The 22,922-nt window shown below is 56.5% G+C and carries 23 protein-coding genes; 14 read left to right on the top strand and 9 right to left on the bottom strand.

The features are described 5' to 3' along the window. The first annotated feature begins 31 nt into the window (after window positions 1-31). Both gapA and ACJ8IN_RS00525 read left to right on the top strand, forming a co-directional pair. Window positions 32-1,027 carry a glyceraldehyde-3-phosphate dehydrogenase gene (gapA, locus tag ACJ8IN_RS00520; RefSeq protein WP_004932222.1) on the top strand — a complete coding sequence of 332 codons (996 nt, stop codon included), beginning with the start codon at window positions 32-34 and terminating at the stop codon, window positions 1,025-1,027. A gap of 83 nt (window positions 1,028-1,110) precedes the next feature. Then, on the top strand, window positions 1,111-1,986 hold the full coding sequence (locus ACJ8IN_RS00525; RefSeq protein WP_047567093.1) for a D-hexose-6-phosphate mutarotase: 876 nt from the start codon (window positions 1,111-1,113) through the stop codon (window positions 1,984-1,986). Window positions 1,987-2,080: 94 nt separating this feature from the next. On the opposite strand, the gene ACJ8IN_RS00530 is transcribed toward ACJ8IN_RS00525, so the two are convergent. Together ACJ8IN_RS00530 and ACJ8IN_RS00535 are read right to left on the bottom strand one after the other, a co-directional pair. Continuing rightward, window positions 2,081-2,845, bottom strand: coding sequence for a MipA/OmpV family protein (locus ACJ8IN_RS00530; protein ID WP_033647613.1), 765 nt, complete (start codon window positions 2,843-2,845; stop codon window positions 2,081-2,083). 108 nt (window positions 2,846-2,953) lie between these two features. After that, window positions 2,954-3,229 carry a hypothetical protein gene (locus ACJ8IN_RS00535; RefSeq protein ID WP_154067234.1) on the bottom strand — a complete coding sequence of 92 codons (276 nt, stop codon included), beginning with the start codon at window positions 3,227-3,229 and terminating at the stop codon, window positions 2,954-2,956. Window positions 3,230-3,271: 42 nt separating this feature from the next. On the opposite strand from ACJ8IN_RS00535, the gene yeaG reads away from it, so the two are divergent. From yeaG to ACJ8IN_RS00560, 5 genes are all read left to right on the top strand, one after another. Beyond that, a complete protein-coding gene (yeaG, locus tag ACJ8IN_RS00540) occupies window positions 3,272-5,206 on the top strand; it encodes a protein kinase YeaG (RefSeq protein ID WP_004932230.1) in 1,935 nt (644 codons plus the stop codon). A 132-nt stretch (window positions 5,207-5,338) separates the two neighbouring features. Next, window positions 5,339-6,607: a YeaH/YhbH family protein gene (locus ACJ8IN_RS00545; protein WP_047567090.1), complete on the top strand. Its 1,269-nt coding sequence runs from the start codon at window positions 5,339-5,341 to the stop codon at window positions 6,605-6,607. 337 nt (window positions 6,608-6,944) lie between these two features. Continuing rightward, complete coding sequence (locus tag ACJ8IN_RS00550) at window positions 6,945-7,175, top strand: hypothetical protein (protein ID WP_004932237.1); 231 nt, start codon at window positions 6,945-6,947, stop codon at window positions 7,173-7,175. A 53-nt stretch (window positions 7,176-7,228) separates the two neighbouring features. Beyond that, on the top strand, window positions 7,229-7,507 hold the full coding sequence (locus ACJ8IN_RS00555) for a hypothetical protein (protein WP_047567087.1): 279 nt from the start codon (window positions 7,229-7,231) through the stop codon (window positions 7,505-7,507). 805 nt (window positions 7,508-8,312) lie between these two features. Further along, window positions 8,313-8,489: a GhoT/OrtT family toxin gene (locus tag ACJ8IN_RS00560; protein ID WP_033634815.1), complete on the top strand. Its 177-nt coding sequence runs from the start codon at window positions 8,313-8,315 to the stop codon at window positions 8,487-8,489. A gap of 266 nt (window positions 8,490-8,755) precedes the next feature. On the opposite strand, the gene ACJ8IN_RS00565 is transcribed toward ACJ8IN_RS00560, so the two are convergent. After that, window positions 8,756-9,049 carry a hypothetical protein gene (locus tag ACJ8IN_RS00565; protein ID WP_308325782.1) on the bottom strand — a complete coding sequence of 98 codons (294 nt, stop codon included), beginning with the start codon at window positions 9,047-9,049 and terminating at the stop codon, window positions 8,756-8,758. A gap of 225 nt (window positions 9,050-9,274) precedes the next feature. Here ACJ8IN_RS00565 and ACJ8IN_RS00570 point away from each other — a divergent pair, with 225 nt between their 5' ends. From ACJ8IN_RS00570 to ACJ8IN_RS00580, 3 genes are all read left to right on the top strand, one after another. Continuing rightward, entirely contained in the window at window positions 9,275-9,757 is a 483-nt protein-coding gene (locus ACJ8IN_RS00570) for a hypothetical protein (RefSeq protein WP_047567085.1), read from the top strand. A 305-nt stretch (window positions 9,758-10,062) separates the two neighbouring features. After that, window positions 10,063-10,623, top strand: a complete 561-nt coding sequence (locus tag ACJ8IN_RS00575; protein ID WP_033634819.1) for a 3'-5' exonuclease — start codon at window positions 10,063-10,065, stop codon at window positions 10,621-10,623. A 77-nt stretch (window positions 10,624-10,700) separates the two neighbouring features. After that, window positions 10,701-11,894, top strand: a complete 1,194-nt coding sequence (locus tag ACJ8IN_RS00580) for a multidrug effflux MFS transporter (protein WP_308325783.1) — start codon at window positions 10,701-10,703, stop codon at window positions 11,892-11,894. An 8-nt stretch (window positions 11,895-11,902) separates the two neighbouring features. Here ACJ8IN_RS00580 and dadX read toward each other — a convergent pair whose 3' ends face one another. Both dadX and ACJ8IN_RS00590 read right to left on the bottom strand, forming a co-directional pair. After that, complete coding sequence (gene dadX / locus ACJ8IN_RS00585) at window positions 11,903-12,976, bottom strand: catabolic alanine racemase DadX (RefSeq protein ID WP_060427428.1); 1,074 nt, start codon at window positions 12,974-12,976, stop codon at window positions 11,903-11,905. 76 nt (window positions 12,977-13,052) lie between these two features. Further along, window positions 13,053-14,357 (bottom strand): D-amino acid dehydrogenase, encoded by a 1,305-nt coding sequence (locus tag ACJ8IN_RS00590; RefSeq protein WP_047567078.1) that lies wholly within the window; start codon window positions 14,355-14,357, stop codon window positions 13,053-13,055. Window positions 14,358-14,899: 542 nt separating this feature from the next. Between ACJ8IN_RS00590 and ACJ8IN_RS00595 the strand changes: the two genes are divergently transcribed. Then, a complete protein-coding gene (locus tag ACJ8IN_RS00595; RefSeq protein WP_060427427.1) occupies window positions 14,900-15,217 on the top strand; it encodes an antibiotic biosynthesis monooxygenase family protein in 318 nt (105 codons plus the stop codon). 44 nt (window positions 15,218-15,261) lie between these two features. Here the strand turns inward: ACJ8IN_RS00595 and zinT are convergent, their stop codons facing one another. Further along, window positions 15,262-15,912: a metal-binding protein ZinT gene (gene zinT, locus ACJ8IN_RS00600; RefSeq protein WP_033647622.1), complete on the bottom strand. Its 651-nt coding sequence runs from the start codon at window positions 15,910-15,912 to the stop codon at window positions 15,262-15,264. A 298-nt stretch (window positions 15,913-16,210) separates the two neighbouring features. Here zinT and ACJ8IN_RS00605 point away from each other — a divergent pair, with 298 nt between their 5' ends. Next, window positions 16,211-17,746 (top strand): SpoVR family protein, encoded by a 1,536-nt coding sequence (locus tag ACJ8IN_RS00605; protein WP_308325784.1) that lies wholly within the window; start codon window positions 16,211-16,213, stop codon window positions 17,744-17,746. A 57-nt stretch (window positions 17,747-17,803) separates the two neighbouring features. Here the strand turns inward: ACJ8IN_RS00605 and fadR are convergent, their stop codons facing one another. After that, window positions 17,804-18,523, bottom strand: coding sequence for a fatty acid metabolism transcriptional regulator FadR (gene fadR, locus ACJ8IN_RS00610; protein ID WP_308325785.1), 720 nt, complete (start codon window positions 18,521-18,523; stop codon window positions 17,804-17,806). 243 nt (window positions 18,524-18,766) lie between these two features. Here fadR and nhaB point away from each other — a divergent pair, with 243 nt between their 5' ends. Together nhaB and dsbB are read left to right on the top strand one after the other, a co-directional pair. Continuing rightward, window positions 18,767-20,332 (top strand): sodium/proton antiporter NhaB, encoded by a 1,566-nt coding sequence (gene nhaB / locus ACJ8IN_RS00615; RefSeq protein ID WP_308325787.1) that lies wholly within the window; start codon window positions 18,767-18,769, stop codon window positions 20,330-20,332. Window positions 20,333-20,452: 120 nt separating this feature from the next. Then, window positions 20,453-20,983 (top strand): disulfide bond formation protein DsbB, encoded by a 531-nt coding sequence (dsbB, locus tag ACJ8IN_RS00620; protein WP_033634829.1) that lies wholly within the window; start codon window positions 20,453-20,455, stop codon window positions 20,981-20,983. Between the two features lie 664 nt (window positions 20,984-21,647). Here the strand turns inward: dsbB and ACJ8IN_RS00625 are convergent. Together ACJ8IN_RS00625 and ACJ8IN_RS00630 are read right to left on the bottom strand one after the other, a co-directional pair. Further along, window positions 21,648-22,094, bottom strand: coding sequence for a YcgN family cysteine cluster protein (locus ACJ8IN_RS00625; RefSeq protein ID WP_025159803.1), 447 nt, complete (start codon window positions 22,092-22,094; stop codon window positions 21,648-21,650). Between the two features lie 119 nt (window positions 22,095-22,213). Beyond that, window positions 22,214-22,870 (bottom strand): fumarylacetoacetate hydrolase family protein, encoded by a 657-nt coding sequence (locus tag ACJ8IN_RS00630; protein WP_033634830.1) that lies wholly within the window; start codon window positions 22,868-22,870, stop codon window positions 22,214-22,216. Between the last annotated feature and the right edge of the window lie 52 nt (window positions 22,871-22,922).

Below are 22,922 nucleotides of genomic sequence, written 5' to 3' on the forward strand. Positions count from 1 at the left end.
TTTATTCACTAACAAATAGCTGGTGGAATATATGACTATCAAAGTAGGTATCAACGGTTTTGGCCGTATCGGTCGCATTGTTTTCCGTGCTGCTCAAGAGCGTTCTGACATCGAGATCGTTGCAATCAACGACCTGTTGGACGCAGAGTACATGGCTTACATGCTGAAGTATGACTCTACTCACGGCCGTTTCAACGGTACGGTAGAAGTTAAAGACGGCCACCTGGTTGTTAACGGCAAAACCATCCGTGTTACCGCAGAGAAAGACCCGGCTAACCTGAAGTGGAACGAAGTGGGTGTTGACGTGGTTGCTGAAGCGACCGGTATCTTCCTGACCGACGAAACCGCACGTAAGCACATCACCGCCGGCGCTAAAAAAGTGGTTCTGACTGGCCCATCCAAAGATGCGACCCCAATGTTCGTGCGCGGCGCCAACTTTGATAAATATGCCGGCCAGGACATCGTGTCCAACGCCTCTTGCACCACCAACTGTCTGGCGCCACTGGCTAAAGTCATCAACGACAACTTCGGTATCGTTGAAGGCCTGATGACCACCGTTCACGCGACCACCGCAACTCAGAAAACCGTTGATGGCCCGTCCCACAAAGACTGGCGCGGCGGCCGCGGCGCATCCCAGAACATCATCCCTTCTTCTACCGGCGCAGCGAAAGCGGTTGGCGTTGTTCTGCCAGAGCTGAAAGGCAAACTGACCGGTATGGCGTTCCGCGTACCGACGCCAAACGTATCCGTTGTTGACCTGACCGTGCGTCTGGAAAAAGCGGCTACCTACGAAGAAATCAAGAAAGCCATCAAAGACGCCGCTGAAGGTTCTATGAAAGGCGTTCTGGGCTACGTTGAAGACGACGTGGTTTCCACCGATTTCAACGGCGAAGTGCTGACTTCCGTGTTCGATGCCAAAGCCGGTATCGCACTGAACGACAACTTCGTGAAACTGGTTTCCTGGTACGACAACGAAACCGGTTATTCCAACAAGGTTCTGGATCTGATCGCTCACATCTCCAAGTAATGGCATGATGTTAAGCTGATAATGAGGGCGACATTTTTGTCGCCCTTTTTTATTTGTCTCTCCGGCAAACAATAGGTCATGAAATGAACGAGAAAATTTTCACCCTGCCCGTTTCCGAACAGATTTCGCCATACATCAGCCAGCGGCAACTCGATGAGCTGGGCGTGGTTGTGGTGTCGCATCCGAAAGTGCGCGCAGCCGTCGCACTGCAGGGCGCCCATTTGCTGGCCTGGCAGCCCAGCGGTGAGCAGCCGGTGATTTGGCTCAGCAACAATACCCCCTTCGCCAAAGGCAAGGCCATCCGCGGCGGCGTGCCGATCTGCTGGCCGTGGTTCGGCCCGGTGGCGCAACCCTCCCACGGTTTTGCCCGCAACCAGCCCTGGAGCCTAACGGCGCACGATGAAGATGACAACGGCGTCATCCTGACCTTTACGCTGAAAGACAATGAGCAGACCCGCAAACTGTGGCCGCACGCCTTCACGCTGATTGCCCGCTTCAAGCTGGGTGCGGAGTGCGAAATCGAACTGGAATCGCACGGCGATTATCAGGCCACGGCGGCGTTGCACAGTTACTTCCAGGTCGGCGACATCGATCGGGTCAGCGTGGCGGGCCTGGGCGAGCCTTATATCGACAAGGTGGCGGGCGGCGCAGAGGCGCTTCAGGAAGGCGAAGTGACCTTCGTCGGCCAAACCGACCGCGTCTATACCCGCCCGGAAGCCTTCAGCCAGATCCGCGATCAGGCGCTCGCGCGCACCATAGAGGTTCACCACCATCATATGAGCGACGTCATCGCCTGGAACCCCGGCGTGGAGCTCTCCTGCAGCATGGGGGATATGCCGAACGACGGTTACAAGACCATGGTCTGCATCGAGACCGGGCGCGTCAGCAAACCGCTGGTCGCCGCAGGCGAGCAACCCGCCCGTTTGGGCGTGACCTTCCGCAGCCGTAAGAAGGCCTGAGGCGCCGCGCGCGACAGCGCACTGCAGATGTGCAAAAGGGGCGCCAGCGCCCCTTTTTGATGCACGCCATGCACGATAATCGTGCAATGCGTGATTAGAAGGTGTAGCTCACACCCGTCATCAACAAACCGGTGTAGGATTTATCCACCATCGGGCTGTCTTTCACTTCATCCGACAACTTCACATAGCGGCCGAGGAAGAAGGCGTTCCAGCTTTTGTTGATCTGGTAATTGGCGCTCAGCTCGAGATACGGCGCCCAGCTATCGCCAGGGGTGTAGCTGTCCAGGCCGCTGCGGCGCGATTCATTGGCGCTGACGCCGTAGTAATATTTGTTCTGGTTTTTGCTGTTCCACATCACGCCTACGCCCGGAACCAGCGTCAGCGCGTCCAGATCAAACTTGTACAGATAAGCCACATCGCCCACCAGCCCGTTGCTGTAGTTCAACGTGTCGCCGGTGAAGGTGGTGCGGAGGGTGCCCCACTCCGCGTGGTGCGAATAAGCCAGGCCGGCCATCAGCGTGCCGCGGCGTTTGTCGAGACGCTTCATGCGATCGTCATCGCTGTCGCCAGGGCGGTAGCCCCATGGCGTGTAGTAACCCATGATGCTCAGCTGGTTTTCTTGATCTTTCCACAGGTAGTAACCGGCGGTCAGAGTACGGAAGTAGAAGTCGTCACCTTCATAGTCGATGACGGGCACCGGATATACGCGATCCTGATAACCGCGATACGCGTCCGGGCTAACCAGCGCGCCGGCGCCGAGTGACCAGGTTCCCGCCTGAGCACTTTGCGCACAAACCATTGCGGAAGCGATAATTGCTAGCGTTTTGAGTTTTGAAATCTTCACTGGTTCTTTTTCCATAAATTACAGGGTTAATAGCCGCAATAGTTTATGTGAAAATTTAGTTGCGCGCCTAATCTTTACAATAGAAAACGACCAAGATCGAATAACTTATAGCGGAATTATGAATTAATCATGGCGGAACGATGACGTTTCATCCTGCAGGCCGCGCCAGACAAGGCATTTGGCTTCCACTGTAATAACTGAGTCATTGATATGACTTAAAAAAAGCTTTTTCTGCGGCAGGAAATTTTCCGGCAAGCAAACTAAGCTTAAATCAGAAGGTGAATTTATCCTGAGCCCAGTGGCAAACAGCGCAACTCGCGATAATAAGCGCACCAAGTTGGCATACGGGTTGCTGTACTCAGGCGTATTCTCATCTTCCGGGGGCCAGAACACTATCACACGCTCTCTTTAACCTGTGCTAATAACGAAAGGACGGGCATCATGAACATATTTGACCACTATCGCCAGCGCTACGAAGCTGCCAAGGACGAAGAGTTCACACTGCAGGAATTTCTTACCATTTGCCGGCAAGATCGCAGTGCCTATGCCAACGCGGCCGAACGTCTGCTGATGGCTATCGGTGAACCTGTGATGGTCGACACTGCGCTAGAATCACGCCTGTCGCGCCTGTTCTCCAACCGCGTGATCGCACGCTATCCGGCCTTTGAAGAATTCTACGGCATGGAAGAGGCCATCGAACAGATCGTCTCTTACCTGAAACACGCCGCGCAGGGCCTGGAAGAGAAGAAACAGATCCTTTACCTGCTCGGCCCGGTGGGCGGCGGTAAATCCTCGCTGGCGGAGCGTCTTAAGGCGTTGATGCAGCGCGTACCCATCTACACCCTCAGCGCCAACGGCGAACGCAGCCCGGTCAACGATCATCCGCTGTGCCTGTTCAACCCGCAGGAAGATGCCTCGATCCTGGAGAAAGAATTCAACATCCCGAGTCGCTATCTCGGCACCATCATGTCGCCGTGGGCGGCGAAGCGCCTGCATGAGTTCGGCGGCGACATCACCAAGTTTAAAGTCGTCAAAGTGCGCCCATCCATCCTGGAGCAGATCGCCATCGCCAAAACCGAACCGGGCGATGAGAACAACCAGGACATCTCGGCGCTGGTCGGTAAAGTGGACATCCGTAAGCTGGAGAATCATGCGCAGAACGATCCGGACGCCTACGGCTACTCCGGCGCCCTGTGCCGCGCCAACCAGGGGATAATGGAATTCGTCGAGATGTTCAAAGCGCCGATCAAGGTGCTGCACCCGCTGCTGACGGCGACCCAGGAAGGCAACTACAACGGCACCGAGGGCATCTCCGCCCTGCCGTTCAACGGCATCATTCTGGCGCACTCCAACGAATCCGAGTGGGTGACCTTCCGTAACAACAAGAACAACGAAGCGTTCCTCGACCGCGTGTACATCGTCAAGGTGCCTTACTGCCTGCGCGTGTCGGAAGAGATCAAGATTTACGACAAGCTGCTGGATCACAGCGAGCTGACCCACGCGCCCTGCGCGCCGGGCACCCTCGAAACGCTGGCGCGCTTTAGCGTGCTGTCGCGGCTGAAAGAGCCGGAAAACTCAAGCATTTACTCGAAAATGCGCGTGTATGACGGTGAAAGCCTCAAGGATACCGATCCGAAAGCCAAGTCCTATCAGGAGTACCGCGACTACGCCGGGGTTGACGAAGGCATGAACGGCCTCTCCACCCGTTTCGCCTTTAAAATCCTCTCGCGGGTATTCAACTTCGATCACGCCGAGGTGGCGGCCAACCCGGTACACCTGTTCTATGTATTGGAACAGCAGATCGAACGCGAACAGTTCCCGCAGGATTTGGCAGAGAAATACCTGGAGCACCTGAAAGGCTATCTGATCCCGAAATACGCCGAATTTATCGGCAAAGAGATCCAGACCGCCTATCTGGAATCCTACTCGGAATACGGGCAGAACATTTTTGACCGTTACGTGACCTACGCGGACTTCTGGATCCAGGATCAGGAGTATCGCGATCCCGACACCGGTCAGCTGTTCGACCGCGAGTCGTTGAACGCCGAACTGGAGAAAATCGAGAAGCCGGCCGGCATCAGCAACCCGAAAGATTTCCGTAACGAAATCGTGAACTTCGTGCTGCGCGCCCGCGCCAACAACAACGGCCGTAATCCGAACTGGACCAGCTACGAGAAGCTGCGCACCGTGATCGAGAAGAAAATGTTCTCCAATACCGAAGAGCTGTTGCCGGTCATTTCGTTTAACGCCAAAACATCGACGGACGAGCAGAAGAAACACGACGACTTCGTCGACCGCATGATGGAGAAAGGCTATACCCGCAAGCAGGTTCGCCTGCTGTGTGAATGGTATCTGCGGGTCAGAAAATCCTCATAACGCCTCAGGTAAGCGGCATTATCAGGGCCATGTCCACAGTCATGGACGTTGCAGCGCAGCCCAGGGAGGGGCTGGCATATTGCGCTGTCGCGGCCGGGACATGAAGAGTTGGCAACGTCGTTTGGGGGAAGTATGGCCTATTTCATTGACCGGCGGCTGAACGGCAAAAACAAGAGCATGGTGAACCGCCAGCGCTTCTTGCGCCGTTACAAGTCGCAAATCAAACAGTCGATTGCCGAAGCCATCAACAAGCGTTCGGTCACCGACGTAGACAGCGGGGAGTCGGTCTCCATCCCCACTGACGATATCAACGAACCGATGTTTCATCAGGGGCGCGGCGGCACTCGCCATCGCGTTCACCCGGGCAATGACCACTTCGTGCAGAACGATCGCGTTGAGCGGCCTCAGGGCGGCGCAGGCGGTGGCGGCGGCCAGGGCAACGCCAGCCAGGACGGTGAAGGCCAGGATGAATTCGTCTTCCAGATCTCCAAAGACGAGTACCTCGATCTGCTGTTTGAGGATCTCGCCCTGCCCAACCTGAAAAAGAATCAGTACAAGCAGCTGACCGAGTTCAAAACCCATCGCGCCGGCTATACCGCCAACGGCGTGCCGGCCAACATCAGCGTCGTGCGTTCGCTGCAGAACTCGTTGGCGCGACGTACCGCCATGACCGCCGGTAAAAGACGCGCGTTGCACGAGCTGGAAGACGCGCTGACCCAGCTGGAAAACACCGAACCGGTGCAATTGCTGGAAGAGGAGCGGCTGCGCAAGGAAATTACCGAACTGCGCAAGAAAATCGAAAGCGTACCGTTTATCGATACCTTCGACCTGCGCTACAAAAACTATGAGCGCCGGCCGGAGCCTTCCAGCCAGGCGGTGATGTTCTGCCTGATGGACGTGTCCGGTTCGATGGATCAGGCGACCAAAGACATGGCCAAGCGCTTTTACATTCTGCTTTATCTGTTCCTGAGCCGAACCTACAAGAACGTCGAGGTGGTCTATATTCGCCATCACACCCAGGCGAAAGAGGTGGACGAACAGGAGTTCTTCTATTCGCAGGAAACCGGCGGCACCATCGTCTCCAGCGCGCTGAAGTTGATGAACGACGTGGTCGAAGAGCGTTATGACCCGGCGCAATGGAATATCTACGCCGCGCAAGCGTCGGACGGCGACAACTGGGCCGACGATTCACCGCTGTGCCATGAGCTGTTGGCGAAGAAGATCCTGCCGATGGTGCGTTATTACAGCTACATAGAAATCACTCGCCGCGCTCACCAAACGCTGTGGCGCGAATATGAGGATCTGCAGGCAAGATTCGATAACTTCGCCATGCAGCATATCCGCGAACCGGACGATATCTATCCGGTATTCCGCGAACTGTTTCGCAAACAGACCGTGTAAATAACGTCGCGTGAATGTCACCACAGCCGGAAAACGCCGTTTTCCGGCTGTTTCTTTTTCGCATTATATATTCACATCATCTATGTTTGATTTTTAGGCAATGGCAATATCAATAATAAGTCAGATTCCCCAGAACGGCCGTCTCTATTATTTGTTCTTCTGAGGTTATTCCTAAACATTCGCCTCTGTGCCCACACGGCTTGATAGGAATATTCCCATTCAGTTATCGTTACCCCATCGCTTAAGTCTCTTCCTAAGCGAAATTTGCCTCATTTTATTTTTCTATGGCTTCTCAGCCCGCTGCGGCGGGCATTTACCTGTCAGCAGGTTAGACATCATGATCGATTACACCCTATATGGCCTCAACAAGCACGATGTTGATGAATACCATAAGCAAATATGCTGCCTGCTCGGCAAAAACGTGCTGCTGGTGCTGACCGCCAACAAGCCGATAACCAAACAGAACCTGCTCGCCAGCCTTATCCAGGAGATAGAAAAACAGCCCGATGATTATTTTCAGCGGTTGCATCGTGCAGCCATAGAAATGATCGGCGTTAACGGACGCTAAGGCGATATACGTAAGGCAGGCATCTACGCCATTATTGCCGCCGCCGCGTGTCGATGATGCTGTTGATTATTAATATCGATAGCGATTTCAGCGAAGGGATAGCCTGCCGCAGAATGTCATCTTTTAGTCCGAAAACCCTTTCTGCCCTTGCTGTATTTCGCGCTGGCTGCCTCATCAATCAAACCCGCCACCTCATCGGCATGGAAACCAGCGAGGTCAACGCATCTCCTCTGTATGAATCGCCGAATATCCCCTGCGCGACGCCGTCCCAGAATCAGCGTACCAGCACGATAATGGGGTGCGTGCTCATTGCCGACTCCTTCATCTCATAGACTGCGCCGTAGACAGATGAATGGCTCCCCTTAAGGGAGGCGCGTGGCTGCCTTCGGCGCCACGCAGTCCCCATTTTCTATAGTCAGCCTCAGGCGTTCAGCAATGGCGACGACGAGTTAGCGTTCCCGGTTTTCCGGCGTCGCCACGGCCTTATCGAAGCGGCTTACGCCGCAAGGGGGGAGAAAAAAACGATTAAAACTAGGATTTTTACCCATGTCGATCTAAAATTTCGCGCAAAAACAAAGAGAAGTAAATTTAGCCCAACGGGAAAAGGAATGAAGTTGTGAAGGAAATGATCTCCATCGTTTTTATGGCATGCCTGCTGGCGCTGCTGTTTTCGTGGCTGTTCGTCTACGGTCTTAACATTCATTAAACCCGCAACGTCCACGCCCCCCCTCCCTGGCCGGCTGGCGGCGCATCGTGACAGATGCGCTAAAACCGGCACCTGAAAGGTTCACGTACCGCCAAACCCACGCCACCTCACCTTAGCCGTCCGCCCGCCAATACATCATTAATTTTTATGAGTCATAACCCCCATCGCGTTCCCCCCCTTCACCGGCTCTTTTACTGCTTAGGGGAGTCACCTCCAGAAAGAAGGTTTGCCAGACGCGGAATGTTACCGGTAACTATGCTGTTGATTTCTTTTGGTAATAAACGTAAGACCGTTAATAACCCTACGTTCTTTATAGAAATAAATTATGCATTCTTATGGATAAAGGTTTGAATAAACGGCCTTTAGTCATTGATTATCACCCGCCAAGCTCCTAGAATTCGCGCGTAAAAATACAACTGGGATCGGGTTTCATGTCGTCGCTGTGGGTTGCAACGCAATACTGTTATTTTATCGGCCTGTTAGTTTCTATGATTTTCACCTACCTGGTTAGCCGGGACACCGTCAAAATTCGCTGTATCAGCGCGCTGACCATCGGGTTAACCTGGCCGTTAAGCCTGCCGGTGGTGTTGCTGTTTTCGCTGTTCTGACGCCCCCAATACCTCGCGTGGGTTTTTAAACAGGCATGCTAATGAAAAGAGGCCGACCACCGGCGCAGTGGATTTTTGGCGCGGGATAAAAAAACGCCAGCGCAAGGCTGGCATGAAAATTGGAAGCAATGTGAGCAATGTCGTGCCGGATCGGGGGGCACAGAAGGAGACAACCCTTTTCCCCTCACCGGCGATTCAAATGATAATACGTCTCATTATTGAATGTAAAGTCATTTCCCTGCGTAACTCTTCCCCCTGGAAAAATATCAGCCGCGCGGCGCACGCCAGCGTTGATACAGCCGCCCTGCGCCCCACACCAGCAGCCAGAGAAAAATATTCACCCCCAACCATAACATCAGCAAGTAGAAGAACGTCTGATAACCGGGTATGCCCCGATCGGCTGAAAACGGGTTAAAGTGGAAAAATTTAACGATCGAAAACGGGTTAAGATTGAAACGGTCAAACACGGCCGCCGTCAACAACGGCGGCAACAACGTATAAAACGCCAGGCTGAACAGCAGCAGGATTTTTGTGCCCGAAGTGTTTTTATAATCTTTCATATCAATGCATTACGTCTTCCATTGTGGTGCGAACACCGCCAGGCGTTCACACGCCAATCGACCCCGCAAGCGCAAAAGAGTTCCAGGCAAACGCGGAAATAAAGCCGATCCGGCGTTTAATTGTCATTTAGCGCTCGGGTGATATATACCCTGTGGATTTTAAATTACGATGTCGCCGCGCCGCCTTCAACCGCAGCGTTCGCATGGCATCATCAGGAGGCATTAATGAAACCGGACGCACTCTCTCTGCCGCCGAACCCGAAAAAGCTCAAGGTCATCTACGGCTGGTATATTTACGTGATCTATACCCTGCTGGTTTTCAACATTTACATGGCGGTCTACAACGTCTGCGTTCGGCATCCGATCGAGGCCCCGCTGCTGTCGCTGTTTCACAGCCTGTTCCTCGCGCTGATGCTGCAGCAGGTGCTCAAGAAGAACGTCGTTTTCGCCTGGGTCTTGCTCAGCTATTTTATTCTGATGCGCCTGTATTACGCCAATGTACTGCATGTAGAGTTCACGCTGGTGAGCCGTGGCCTGGTGCTGCTGATTCTGACGCTGCTGCTTACCGGCGCCGTGGCCGTCGGGCAACTGGCCACGCCGCCGCAGCGGCATGACTGGCTGGCGCGGCTGGGCTGGCGGCAATGGGGAGCGCTCACGGCGCTGGCGGCCATCCTGACGCCGCTGATTACCACCGACTATCTGGGATAAACAGGGGGCTATTAGGGGATGTGCGGTTCGGAAATGTCTACGATACGGCAGATTTTAGTGTAGTTACCCGCCTTCTCACAGATCTTGTCCGTGACGAACATGCCAAGGTAGCCCAGCAACAGCAAGTAGCCAACCATGCACAGAATAAAGATAAGCGTTCTCACCGATAGCGACCAACCTGACAAGAGTATCCCGAATATCATAACCTGAACGCGGCGCTTTAAAAGGATTTCATGCGCACACAGCCCTCATCGGCGCACGTTCTGTAGTAACATTAAGCCACCACGCAGCCGCCGGATACGCCGATGCACCATCTGATGTTAGACATTGAAACCCTGGATATAAAACCCAGCGCCGTCATTCTGGTGGTGGCGGCGGTGTTTTTCGATCCCCGAACCGGGGAGCTGGGCGCCGAATTCGAAGCCGCCGTCAGCAGCCAGAAAGACCAGCCGGGCCGAACCATTAGCCTGGATACGGTCGCCTGGTGGGCGAAACAGTCCGATGAGGCCCGCAAACAGGCCTTCAGCGGCACCGAGAGCCTGAAACGCGTGCTGAGCAGCCTCAGCCGCTTTATCCATATGAACAGCACCGACACGGTGAAAGTCTGGGGCAACGGCAAAGAGTTCGACTGCGCGATCCTCGAACACGCCTTCCAGCAATTGGAAATGCCCTGCCCGTGGAAATTCTGGGATACCCAGGACGTGCGCACGGTGATCACGCTGGCGGAACTGCACGGCTTTAACCCGAAAAAAGCCCGCCCGTTCGAGGGTATGCCGCATCGCGCGCTGGATGATGCTCGCCACCAGGCCCGTTATGTGGCCGATACCGTCTCGGCGCTCTATTACCGCCAAGGGGCGCAGCGCTGACCCGCTTTGCCCCTTTCCATTTACCGCCAGAGTCTCTACTCTAGCCCTCTTTGTCACTTGGACGTGCCTTTCCTGTTATGCAAAAGTTTCTGTTTATGCTTCTCAGCCTGGTGCTGCTCGGCCCATTAGGCATCGATCTTTACCTGCCGACCATTCCCGCCATTGCCGTCGGCCTGGGCAGCAGCGAAGCGCTGATCCAATCCACCATTTCACTGTTTATTCTGGTGCTTGGCCTCGGCCAGGTCATCGCCGGGCCGCTGGTGGATAACTATGGCCGCAAGCCGGTGGCGCTGGCCGGCATTATCCTCTACATGATCGGCGCCGCGATGGCGGCGCTGGCCACCAGCCCGACGATTTTCATCGCTTCGCGTCTGCTGCAAGGGGTGGCGGTTTGCTGCACCGCCGTCGTCGCCTTCAGCGGCGTGCGCGATCGCCTGAATGGCGACGATGCCGCCCGCGCTTTCGGCTTTCTCAACGGCACGCTGAACATCATCCCTGCGCTGGCGCCGCTGCTCGGCGGCCTGCTCGCCGAAGCCTTCGGCTGGCGCGCCCCCTTCTGGTTCCTGGTCGGCTACGCGCTGCTGGTGTTGGTGCTGATCGCGCTGCGCCTGCCGGAAACTCGCCCTGCCGACACCGTGCCGGTCAAAGGGTTGCCGGTGCGCCAATACGCGCGCATCCTCAGCGATCGCCGTTTCCTCTCCTTTGCGGTGGTGAACTCCGGGGCGATGGGCATGGCGCTGACCTACGTTTCTCTGGCGCCGAACGTGCTGATGGGCACCGCCTGCCTGACCCCGCTGCAATTCTCGCTGGTGTTCGGCGCCAACGGTTTCTGGATCATGCTGGTCAGCTTCTTCGCCAACCGCATCATCCACAAGGTCGGCCGCCCGGTTTGTCTGGCGACCGGCGGCATGTTGATGGGGCTGGGCTGTCTGGGCCTGCTGCTGGGCGTCATGCTACTGCCCGCGACGGCGCAAGCGCACTGGCTGGCGTATATGTTGCCGGTCGCCAGCGCCTGCGCCGGGTTGGCATTCGTGATGGGCCCGGCCACCAGCTACGCGCTGGAGCCGTATTCCAATGAGGCCGGCGTCGCGTCCGCGCTGGTCGGTTTCGTGCAGATGGCGGGTGGTGCCGCACTGGGTCTGGTGGCGATGGCGTTGCCGCTGCAACCGAAGCTGTCGCTGGCGCTGGTGATGCTGGCAGGCTGCCTGCTGGCGCTGCACGCGCGGCGGCTCAGCAAGCAGATTAAAGGGCAGATCAGAAAAGTCGCCTGAGCCGCGGCTCAGGCTTCAATGGCGACCGGCACCCGCGCCGCTAACGCCGACAGCAGCTCATAGCCCAACGTTCCTGCCGCCGTGGCCACCTCGTCCACCGGCAGGCGTTTCCCCCACAGCTCCACTTCGGCGCCCAGCTCGACTTGCGGACAGGGCGTCAGATCCACCGCCAGCATATCCATCGATACCGTTCCCAGGGTGCGTGTCAGCACGCCGTCAACCCATACCGGCGTGCCGGTCGGCGCATGACGCGGATAGCCGTCGGCGTAACCGCAGGCCACCACGCCAATACGCTGCGCGCCGGCGGCGCTGTAACGGCCGCCGTAACCCACGCGATCGCCAGACTTCAGCTGCTGAATGCCGATGATCTCGCTGCTCAGCGTCATCGCCGGCTGCAACCCCGTCGCCGCAACGTCATTCCAGCACCCGCTCGGCGAAGCGCCATACAGAATGATCCCAGGGCGTACCCAACTGCCGTGGGTAGAAGAATGCCACAGCGTGGCGGCCGAGTTGGCCAGGCAGCGCGGCAGCGGGATATCGGCAGCGGCCGCCTCGATGGTAGCCATCTGCTGGGTCACGCCTTCCGGGCCGTCGGCGGTGGCGAAATGGCTCATCAGCGTAAGCTCACCGATGTTGGCAACCGCCTGCGCCCTGCGCCACACCTCATGCAGCCGCTCGGGTGCGAACCCCAGCCGATTCATGCCGCTGTTCACTTTCAGATAGACATTGAGCGGCGCGCTCAGCGTGGCATTGGCGATCGCCGCCAGCTGCCAGTCGCTGTGCACCGCCGTCGTCAGGCGATAACGATCGAGCAACGCCAAATCCTGCGGCTGGAAGAAACCTTCCAGCAGGAGAATCGGCCCTTGCCAACCCGACTCACGCAGCAGCACCGCTTCGGCCAGATCCAGCATGGCGAAGCCGTCGGTTTGCGCCATGCTACGCCAAACGTGTTTGATGCCGTGGCCATAGGCGTTGGCCTTGACCACCGCCCAGACTTTGGCGCCGGGGGCGAAACGGCGCACCACCTGCAGGTTATTTTCAATTGCGCCAAGATGCATCGTGGCGGTTATCGGACGGGGCATCGCTTCTCCTTGGGGCAGCATACAGCGGCCACGCGCGCCTGCGCGTGGCCGGGAAAGTCTATGACAGCGTCGACGATTAACGCGCGGGATGCACGTCGTTCAGCGGAACCGCGTGTTGCTGGCGAAACCCGGCGCTGTAACGCGCCACCGCCAGATCATCGGAAGGGATCGCCGGCGTAATGCCGGACATCAGATCGGACAACAGCTGCCCGGAACCGCAGGCCATCGTCCAGCCCAACGTGCCATGCCCGGTATTGAGATACAGGTTCTTCAGCGAAGTGCGGCCGACAATGGGCGTACCGTCCGGCGTCATCGGCCGCAGGCCGGTCCAGAACGTCGCGTCTTCCACTCTTCCGCCGTTCGGGTAGAGATCGCGCACCACCATCTCCAGCGTTTCGCGCCGTTTTTGCTCCAACTGCGTATTGAAACCGACGATCTCCGCCATGCCGCCGACGCGGATGCGCTGGTTGAAACGGGTGATGGCGATTTTGTACGTCTCGTCCAGCACCGTGGAGAACGGCGCCGCCGCTTCATCGGTGATCGGAATGGTCAGCGAATAGCCCTTCAGCGGATAAACCGGGATAGAAACCAGGCCGCGCAGCAGCGCCGTGGAATACGAACCGAACGCCACCACGTAGCTGTCGGCTTTAAACACGTCCTCGCCGCACTGCACGCCGGCGATCTTGTCGCCCTCCACCAGCAGGCGGTCAACGCTGCGGTTGAACAGGAAGGTTACGCCCGCCTGCTGCGCCATTTTCGCCAGCTGCTGCGTAAACAGCTGGCAATCGCCGGTTTCGTCGTTCGGCAGCTGCAGGCCGCCGGTCAGCTTGTGCGCCACCTGCGCCAGCGCCGGCTCGACGCTGCCGAGTTGGCCGGCTTCCAGCAATCTGTAAGGCACACCGGCATCTTCCAATACCGCAATGTCTTTCGCTGCGTTTTCGAACTGTTGTTGGGTGCGGAACAGCTGCAGCGTGCCGCCCTGGCGACCTTCGTACTGGATGCCGGTCTCCTGACGCAGCGCCTTGATACAGTCGCGGCTGTATTCCGCCAGGCGCACCATGCGGCCTTTATTGGTCATGTAGTGTTCGGTGTTGCAGTTTTTCAACATCTGCCACATCCAGCTCAGCTGGAAGCTGCTGCCGTCGAGACGGATCGCCAACGGCGCATGGCGCTGGAACATCCACTTGATGGCCTTCAGCGGCACGCCCGGAGCCGCCCAGGGAGCAGCATAGCCCGGTGAAATCTGCCCGGCGTTCGCCGCGCTGGTTTCCAGTGCCGGGCCAGGCTGACGATCGATCACCGTCACCTCATGCCCTGCCTTCGCCAAATACCAGGCACTGGCTACGCCCACCACTCCACTACCTAAAATTACCACTCGCATCGCTGACTCCAGCCCAAGGCTTCACAAAGCATAATCTTCTGCTCACAGGAAATTAACTCAGTGAAAAAATCCGTCCAACAACTTCGTCATCAAACGTGACAATATTCACAATTAATTTATCGTCGATGAGCCGAGCATTTGCAATAGCCGCTCGTAAATAGCGATAAGATGCGGTTTAGAAGGGATTATAGCGTCAAACCGCCGCTGAATCGATAGCAACGCTATCAATGATAGCACTCAAAAAAGGCGTAATAAGCAACATTGATTTAACAGAATATAAAAACACCAGCCAACATATAAGCAGAATAAAAAACCAATAAAATAAAAAATACCAACATAACAGACAAAATGAATCCCCTCTCCCCGCAGCAGAAAAAACGCGTAAAATTTCGGCAAAAAATTAACCTTGTTTTCACTACTGGAATAAAACAGGCGAACGCCCTTAACCCCGCCCGTTTAGGTTGAACGCGGCAGCACGATATGAACGTTGAAGCCAGAAGCAGATCCTAAAGTTCACATTGTCGCTTTTCTGGAGACCCCTTATGTTCATCGCCATCTACCAGTTCTCAGTCAAAACCGGGCACGAACACGCCTTTCGCCAGGCCTGGCTTGAGTTGACCCAAGGGATCTATCTGCAGCGCGGCAGCCTCGGCTCGCGCCTGCATCGAGATATGAGCGGGAAGTTTATCGGCTATGCGCAATGGCCAAGCCGAGCCGCATGGGAAAACGCCGGTGATATTCAGTTGGATGAACGCTACCGGCAAGCCCGGGAGCGAATGCGGGCGACCCTGTTGGCGGATGAAACATTATTTGAAATGGCAGTGACGGACGATTACCTGCAAATCAGACCGTTTGCCTGAGCACAAGCCCACATAAGCGGGCTTGTGGTTGCGGGGGAGCGGCATCAATGATGCAGCATCTCGTCCACGACTTCTTTGGTCTGCAGTTGGAATGGGTAATAAGTCGGCCAGTTGTCCATTTCTTTCAGCAACGCTTCCTGCGACGTGTTGCCCATAAAGATATGGAAATGTGCCGATTTTCGCGGGCCGATAATATGATCGCTGAACTGCACGAATTTCGGTGCCAGGCTGCCGGCATCCTGGCATTCGAACAGATAACGCACGCCCTTTTTACCGGAAACATAGGTCAAGATCTTGTGCCCGGCGTACTTATACTGACAGGCGCTGGATTGGTCGCCGCGATGAAACTCCATGACGCCGTTTTCAATGCCGATGGTATCCACATCGGTAGCATACCCTTTTCGGTAATACGCTTTTACTTCCGCGAAGGTCTTACTCTTATCCTTTGCCGCTTTCTTCTTGAACACCGGGTCAAGATCCCCATTGAGCAGATAAGGATACACGGATTGCCAGACGCCCTCCCAATCCGCCAAGTTGCGATCTTTGACGTCCTTATCGTCGAACACGCCCGCCTCCGCTTTTTTTTCCACCTCCGTCAGCGGCTTGCCATGTGAATGATGCCCGTGGGCAAACGCCTGCCCGCTGATAAACAGTGCGGCCAGCGCCACCGCCAGTTTGCCAAAATGCCTCGCCAAAATGCGCTCCTTGTCCGTTATTGAGAAAAACCAAAAGTTACAATATAACATAACATTTTTCAATCCCTGTCGCGTATCAGGCAGTGTGTTGCGCGCCCTTGCCGCAGGGCTATACTCGGAGAGGAAGCCAGATGCTGAGGCGCTTTCTGCCGGGACGGGCGCCGGATTGACCGCCGTTCGCTCCCTTGCGTACCGGCATTTTTATTTCACTGATTTGCAATGGTTAATTATGACTTGAACTATGCTTGATACAGGGTCTGCCGTTTGAGCAAGACCCGTGAATAATGAGGGTGCGCTGATGACTACTTCAACACATGAAAAGGTCAGGGATGACAAACGTCTGAGCGATGGACCGGACTGGACGTTCGAACTGCTGCAGGTGTATTTGGAGCAGATTGACCGCGTCGCCAAGCATTACCGGCTCGACACCTACCCCCATCAGATCGAGGTGATCACCTCCGAGCAGATGATGGACGCCTATTCGAGCGTCGGCATGCCGATCAACTATACCCATTGGTCCTTCGGCAAGAAATTCATCGAAACCGAACAGCGCTACAAACAGGGCCAGCAAGGGCTGGCGTATGAAATCGTCATCAACTCCAATCCCTGCATCGCCTACCTGATGGAGGAGAACACCATCACCATGCAGGCGCTGGTGATGGCGCACGCCTGCTATGGCCACAACTCGTTCTTCAAGAATAACTATCTGTTCCGCAGTTGGACCGACGCCAGCTCCATCGTCGATTATCTGCTGTTCGCCCGCCACTACATCAGCCAGTGCGAAGAACGCTACGGCGTCGATGAAGTGGAGCGGCTGCTGGACTCCTGCCACGCGCTGATGAACTACGGGGTCGACAGGTACAAACGCCCGCAGAAAATCTCACTGGTGGAAGAGAAAGCGCGCCAGAAAAGCCGCGAAGAGTATCTGCAAAGCCAGGTGAACACGCTGTGGAAGACCCTGCCACGCGTCGAACGTGAAGAGTCGCCGGAGCAGGCGCGCCGCTATCCGAGCGAGCCGCAGGAAAACATCCTCTATTTTATCGAGAAAAATGCGCCGCTGCTGGAACCCTGGCAGCGTGAGGTGCTGCGCATCGTGCGCAAAGTCAGCCAGTATTTTTATCCGCAAAAACAGACTCAGGTGATGAACGAGGGCTGGGCCACTTTCTGGCACTACACCATCCTCAACCATTTGTACGACGAGGGCCGTGTGACCGAGCGGTTTATGCTGGAGTTTTTGCACAGCCACACCAACGTGGTGTATCAGCCGCCGTACAACAGCCCGTACTATAACGGCATCAACCCTTATGCGCTGGGCTTCGCCATGTTCCAGGACATCAAGCGAATCTGCCAGTCGCCAACCGAAGAAGACCGCTACTGGTTCCCGGACATCGCCGGCAAAGACTGGCTGGACACCTTGCACTTCGCCATGCGCGACTTCAAGGACGAGAGCTTTATCAGCCAGTTCCTGTCACCCAAAGTGATGCGCGATTTCCGGTTGTTCACCGTACTGGACGACGATCGCAACAACTATCTGGAAATTGCCGCGATCCACAACGAGGCCGGTTACCGGGCGATCCGCCAGGAGCTGTCGGCGCAATACAACCTGAGCAATCACGAGCCGAACATTCAGATCTGGAACGTGGATCTGCGCGGCGATCGCTCGCTGACGCTGCGCTACATCCCACAGGAACGCGCGCCGCTGGATAAGAGCCGCCGCGACGTGTTGAAGCACCTGCATCGCCTGTGGGGCTTCGACGTGATCCTCGAACAGCAAAACGAAGACGGCAGCGTGGAGTTGCTCGATCGCTGCCCGCAGCGGCCGACGCCGCTGTAACCGCCACAACGACAAAGGGCGCCGCATGGCGCCCTTCGTTATTTCATCGACACGCGATTAGCGACGCGCTTCGGTCAGATCGCTCGGCATGGTGCCCTGCATGCTCTGCCAAATCGCCCCGCTGTCTTTACCGTAGTTGCGCACGGTATCCATCACCTGGTCGTACAGCTTCTCATGGCACAGCGTGGACAGCTTGCTGTAGAAGGCCAGCGCCAGCTTGCGCGCTTCCGGGTTGGAGAAGTAGTAACGGCCCACGCGGGTATACAGCCCTTTCAGGCCGTTGAAAATCAGGCCGTAGATCGGGTTGCCGGAAGCGAACGCCAAGCCGCGGAAGATCTCGTAATCGAGCAGATTGAAAGCGTCCGCCTGATCTTCCACCTCGGTGGCTTTCGCCAGCACTTCCTGCGCCTGCTCAGGATGATTGCGCACCGCGGCACGAATAAAGATCGACGCGATATTGGTGCGCACGGACAGCAGGTTATCGATCAGCTGCGGGACGCTTTTGTGATCGAGACGGGCTACGGTCTCAAGGATATTGAGGCCGGACGTTTCCCAGAAATTGTTCACTTTGGTCGGTTTGCCATGCTGAATGGTCAACCAGCCATCGCGGGCCAGACGTTGCAACACTTCACGTAACGTGGTGCGCGTGACGCCAATCAACTCCGAAAGCTCACGCTCCGCGGGCAAAATAGAGCCAGGGGGGAAGCGATTATTCCAAATACTCTCAATAATGTACTCTTCCGCGAAACCGGCAGGACTCTGCGCCTTTATGACCATGTGTTTGACGTTCCGTTGCGACGATAAAATCAGTAAAAGTAATCAGCTCATCATACCAGATCGCGCTGACATGACATAGCGTGAGCGAAAAACAATAAACGAAAGTGTGCATAACGTGGCAAAAAACGAGCAAAAATACCGGCTGGCGGAAATTTGCCGCCGTAAAACAAGCTCCGGTTGCGCCCGCCCCCGCCGCATTGTTAGGGTACGTGCTACGACTGATTTAAGGATGCATAGAGCACAATGGAAACAACCCTGCGCAACGCCCTGCTCAAAAATTTTCTGGGGCAATCTCCCGACTGGTACAAACTGACCATTCTCATTTTTCTGGCGATCAACCCCCTGGTGTTCTTTTTCGCCAGCCCGTTTATCGCGGGCTGGCTGCTGGTGGTCGAGTTCATCTTTACCCTGGCGATGGCGCTGAAATGCTATCCGCTGCTGCCGGGCGGCCTGCTGGCGCTGGAGGCGGTGGCCATCGGCATGACCAGCCCGGCGCAGGTTTCGCAGGAAATCGAACATAACCTGGAAGTGCTGCTGCTGCTGATCTTTATGGTGGCCGGCATCTACTTTATGAAGCAGCTGCTGCTGTTCGTGTTCACCAAGCTGCTGCTCAACATCCGTTCGAAAACGCTGCTGTCGCTGGCGTTCTGCCTGGCCGCCGCCTTACTTTCCGCCTTCCTCGACGCGCTGACGGTCGTGGCGGTAGTGATCAGCGTGGCCACCGGCTTTTATTCCATCTATCACAACGTGACCTCGAATCGCCCCGATGGCGACATCGGCGATGACAGCGATTTCGCCGGTGAAGAGCGTAAACAGACGCTGGAGCAATTCCGCGCCTTTCTGCGCAGCCTGCTGATGCACGCCGGCGTCGGCACCGCGCTCGGCGGGGTCATGACCATGGTGGGCGAGCCGCAGAACCTAATCATCGCCAAAAACGCGGGCTGGGGCTTTATCGATTTCTTCCTGCGTATGGCGCCGGTCACGCTGCCGGTGTTGGTGTGCGGCCTGCTGGTTTGTTGGCTGGTAGAACGTTTTCGCCTGTTTGGCTACGGCGCGCAGTTGCCGGAGGCGGTGCGCGACGTGCTGAAAGAGTATGACCGCAAGGCCACCGCGGGCCGCAGCAAGCAAGAACGGCTCAAACTGGTGATGCAGGCGCTGATCGGCGTTTGGCTGGTGCTGGCGCTGGCCTTCCACCTGGCGGAAGTGGGGCTGATCGGCCTGTCGGTGATCGTGCTCGCCACCTCCCTGTGCGGCGTGAACGATGAGCACGCCATCGGCAAAGCGTTCCAGGAAGCGCTGCCGTTCACCGCTCTGCTGACGGTGTTTTTCACCGTGGTCGCGGTGATCATCGAACAGCACCTGTTCAGCCCGGTGATCCAGTTCGTGCTACGCGCCGAGCCCGCCTCTCAGCTTTCGCTGTTCTATCTGTTCAACGGCCTGCTGTCGTCGGTTTCCGACAACGTGTTCGTCGGCACGGTTTACATCAACGAGGCGCGCACCGCGCTGGAAACCGGCGCTATCGGGCTGAAGCAGTTCGAGCTGCTGGCGGTCGCCATCAATACCGGCACCAACCTGCCATCGGTTGCCACCCCTAACGGGCAAGCGGCGTTTCTGTTCCTGCTGACGTCGGCATTGGCGCCGCTGGTGCGTCTGTCGTATGGCCGCATGGTGTGGATGGCCCTGCCTTATACGGTGGTGCTGACGGTGGTTGGCTTGCTGTGCGTCCAGTTCACGCTGGAACCGGCGACCGAGCTGTTGACCCAGTTGCATTGGCTGACGCTGCCGCCCATCGACGCCGTCGGCCACTGAGACGGTGCCGGCAGGGTGAACCGACTATTTTTACGCTGAATCCAGCCCAGGAGGCTGGCAGCGAGGAGGAATTGGTTTACACTGCCGGTTCAATTGCTTACTGCATGGAAGAATCTAGATATGTTGCAATTCTTTAACCGCTGTTCACAAGGACGCGGCGCCTGGCTGCTAATGGCCCTGACAGCGTTGGTGTTGGAACTGGTCGCGCTCTATTTTCAGCACGTTATGCTGCTGCAGCCGTGCGTGATGTGCATTTATGAGCGTTGTGCGCTGTTCGGCATTCTCGGCGCCTCGCTGGTGGGCGCCATCGCGCCGAAAACCCCGCTGCGCTACGCGGCGATCTTGCTGTGGATCTACAGCGCCTGGGAAGGCCTCCAACTGGCGTGGAAGCACACCATGATCCAGTTGCACCCTTCGCCGTTCAATACCTGCGACTTCTTCGTGAGCTTCCCTTCGTGGCTGCCGCTGGACAAATGGCTGCCGGCGGTGTTCCACGCTTCCGGCGACTGCTCCGTGCGCCAATGGCAATTCCTGACGCTGGAAATGCCGCAGTGGCTGGTCGGCATCTTCGGCGCCTATCTGCTGGTGGCGCTGATTGTGCTGATCGCACAATTTGTTCGCCCACGTCGCCGCGATCTGTTCGGCCGCTGATCGGCTGACAAACAAACAACGGCGCCGAAAGGCGCCGTTGTTTTAGGTATTGCTGTCACATTCCGAGATAAAACCCTCTCAGGCATGTGTAAGGAAGTAAACGAGCACGATCAGCGCTCCAGCCACGGCAAACAGACGGACCATTTTCATTGTTATACTCTCGAACTTGCGGGAGAGCGGCCAAATTACCCAACTTATCGTTTGAAAAGAAGCATCCTGGCGCGGTTAAGCGCGTAATTTACATAACATTAAACTTCTGCGACGCCGGCGGGTAAAAACAGGCTGCGCCAGCGCGGCTCTCCCTACCTACAGGCATCAATAAATTACCGTTACTAATGAACGACTGCACCTTTGTCACATTCAGAGCACAATATTTTGGTGAAGTTTACCCATAAAATCCTTATAGTATCGGCAAAGTGAGTACTACCGATTTCCCTGGTGTTGTTGTGTGTCTTGCCCCTCATCTTTGCAGGGGCTTTTTTCTCCCTACCTCTTATTACGCAAGCCCCTATCATCCTTGAATCAAATGTTGAAATTTCCCTCTGTCCGGCCTCGAGCGTCAACGCCATTCGCACGCCAATGATTAAATAATGCAAGAGGGCGGCATGTCTGAACACGCCGCCCTCTTGCATGAAGCCCCATTTCGCCCTGCAGGCGCCCGCCTTTATCTGGCCCAGTCCGGCTTGTTGAGGATATGGTCCTGCCAGTCCACCACTTCGCTCTCGCGCACCGCGATATGCCGCACCGTGATGCGCTCGCCGTGCATCGCCGCCTTGGAGCCGCTCAGCAGCGGATGCCAGGGGAACAGCGGCTTGCCTTCGCCGATCAGGCGATAGGCGCAGGTCGGCGGCAACCAATCGAAGGTGGTGAGGTTCTCGCGCGTCAGTTTGATGCAGTCTTCTTCCAGCTCGAAGCGCCGCTCGTAGTTGCGGCATTGGCAGGATTTGATGTTGAGCTGGTTGCAGGCTACGTTGGTAAAATAAATCTCGTCGGTATCTTCGTCGATCAGCTTATTCAAACAGCATTGCCCGCACCCGTCGCACAGCGATTCCCACTCTTGTTCTGACATTTCCGCCAGCGTTTTCTGTTGCCAAAAAGCGAGTTGTGACATGTTAGCGTCCGGTTTCGGTAAATGGATAAGTCACCTGCGCACAGGTTCGAGGGGGGACTATATAGACATTTTAGCCGCAAGATGCAAGCTTTGCCGCCGACGGCGCCGGCGGCGAGAGATCAGATCACGCGGGTGCTGAGCATTTTGCCGTTCAGGCTGATTTTCAGCATGTCGCCGGAGGCCATCGGGCCTACGCCCTGCGGCGTGCCGGTCAGGATGATGTCGCCGGCGCGCAGCGTGAAGAAACGGCTCATGTAACTGATAAGCGGCAGGATCGGCGTGATCATGTCACGCGTATTGCCCTGCTGGCGCAGTTGATCGTTGACGGTCAATGACAGCTCGGCGTTTTGCGGATCGCCAAATTCCGCCACCGGGATAAACCCCGACATCGGGCAGGAACCGTCGAAAGCCTTGGCCTTTTCCCACGGCTGACCGGCCTTTTTAAAACCCGCCTGCAGATCGCGCAGCGTCAGATCGAGCGCCACGCCGTAGCCGGCGATCGCCCGCGCAACGCGGTCTTCGTTGGCCTGTTTCAACGGCGTGCCGATCAATACCGCCAGCTCCACCTCATGGTGCACCGCACCGAACTCTTTGGGGATAGCCACCGGCTGGCGAATATCGCACAGCGCCGTTTCCGGTTTGATGAACACCACCGGCTCGACGGAAACCGCACTGCCCATTTCCTTGATGTGATCGGCGTAGTTGCTGCCGACACAAACCACCTTGTTCACCGGAAAATCGAGCAGCGAACCCTGCCAGTCTCTATGTTGATACATACCGCTTCTCCCAAACTGTGGAGGCTTGGCGCGCCAAGCCGATTATTGGTGT

It is taken from the genome of Serratia sp. CY31944, assembly GCF_052169175.1.
Classification (GTDB): Bacteria; Pseudomonadota; Gammaproteobacteria; order Enterobacterales; family Enterobacteriaceae; genus Serratia; species Serratia sarumanii.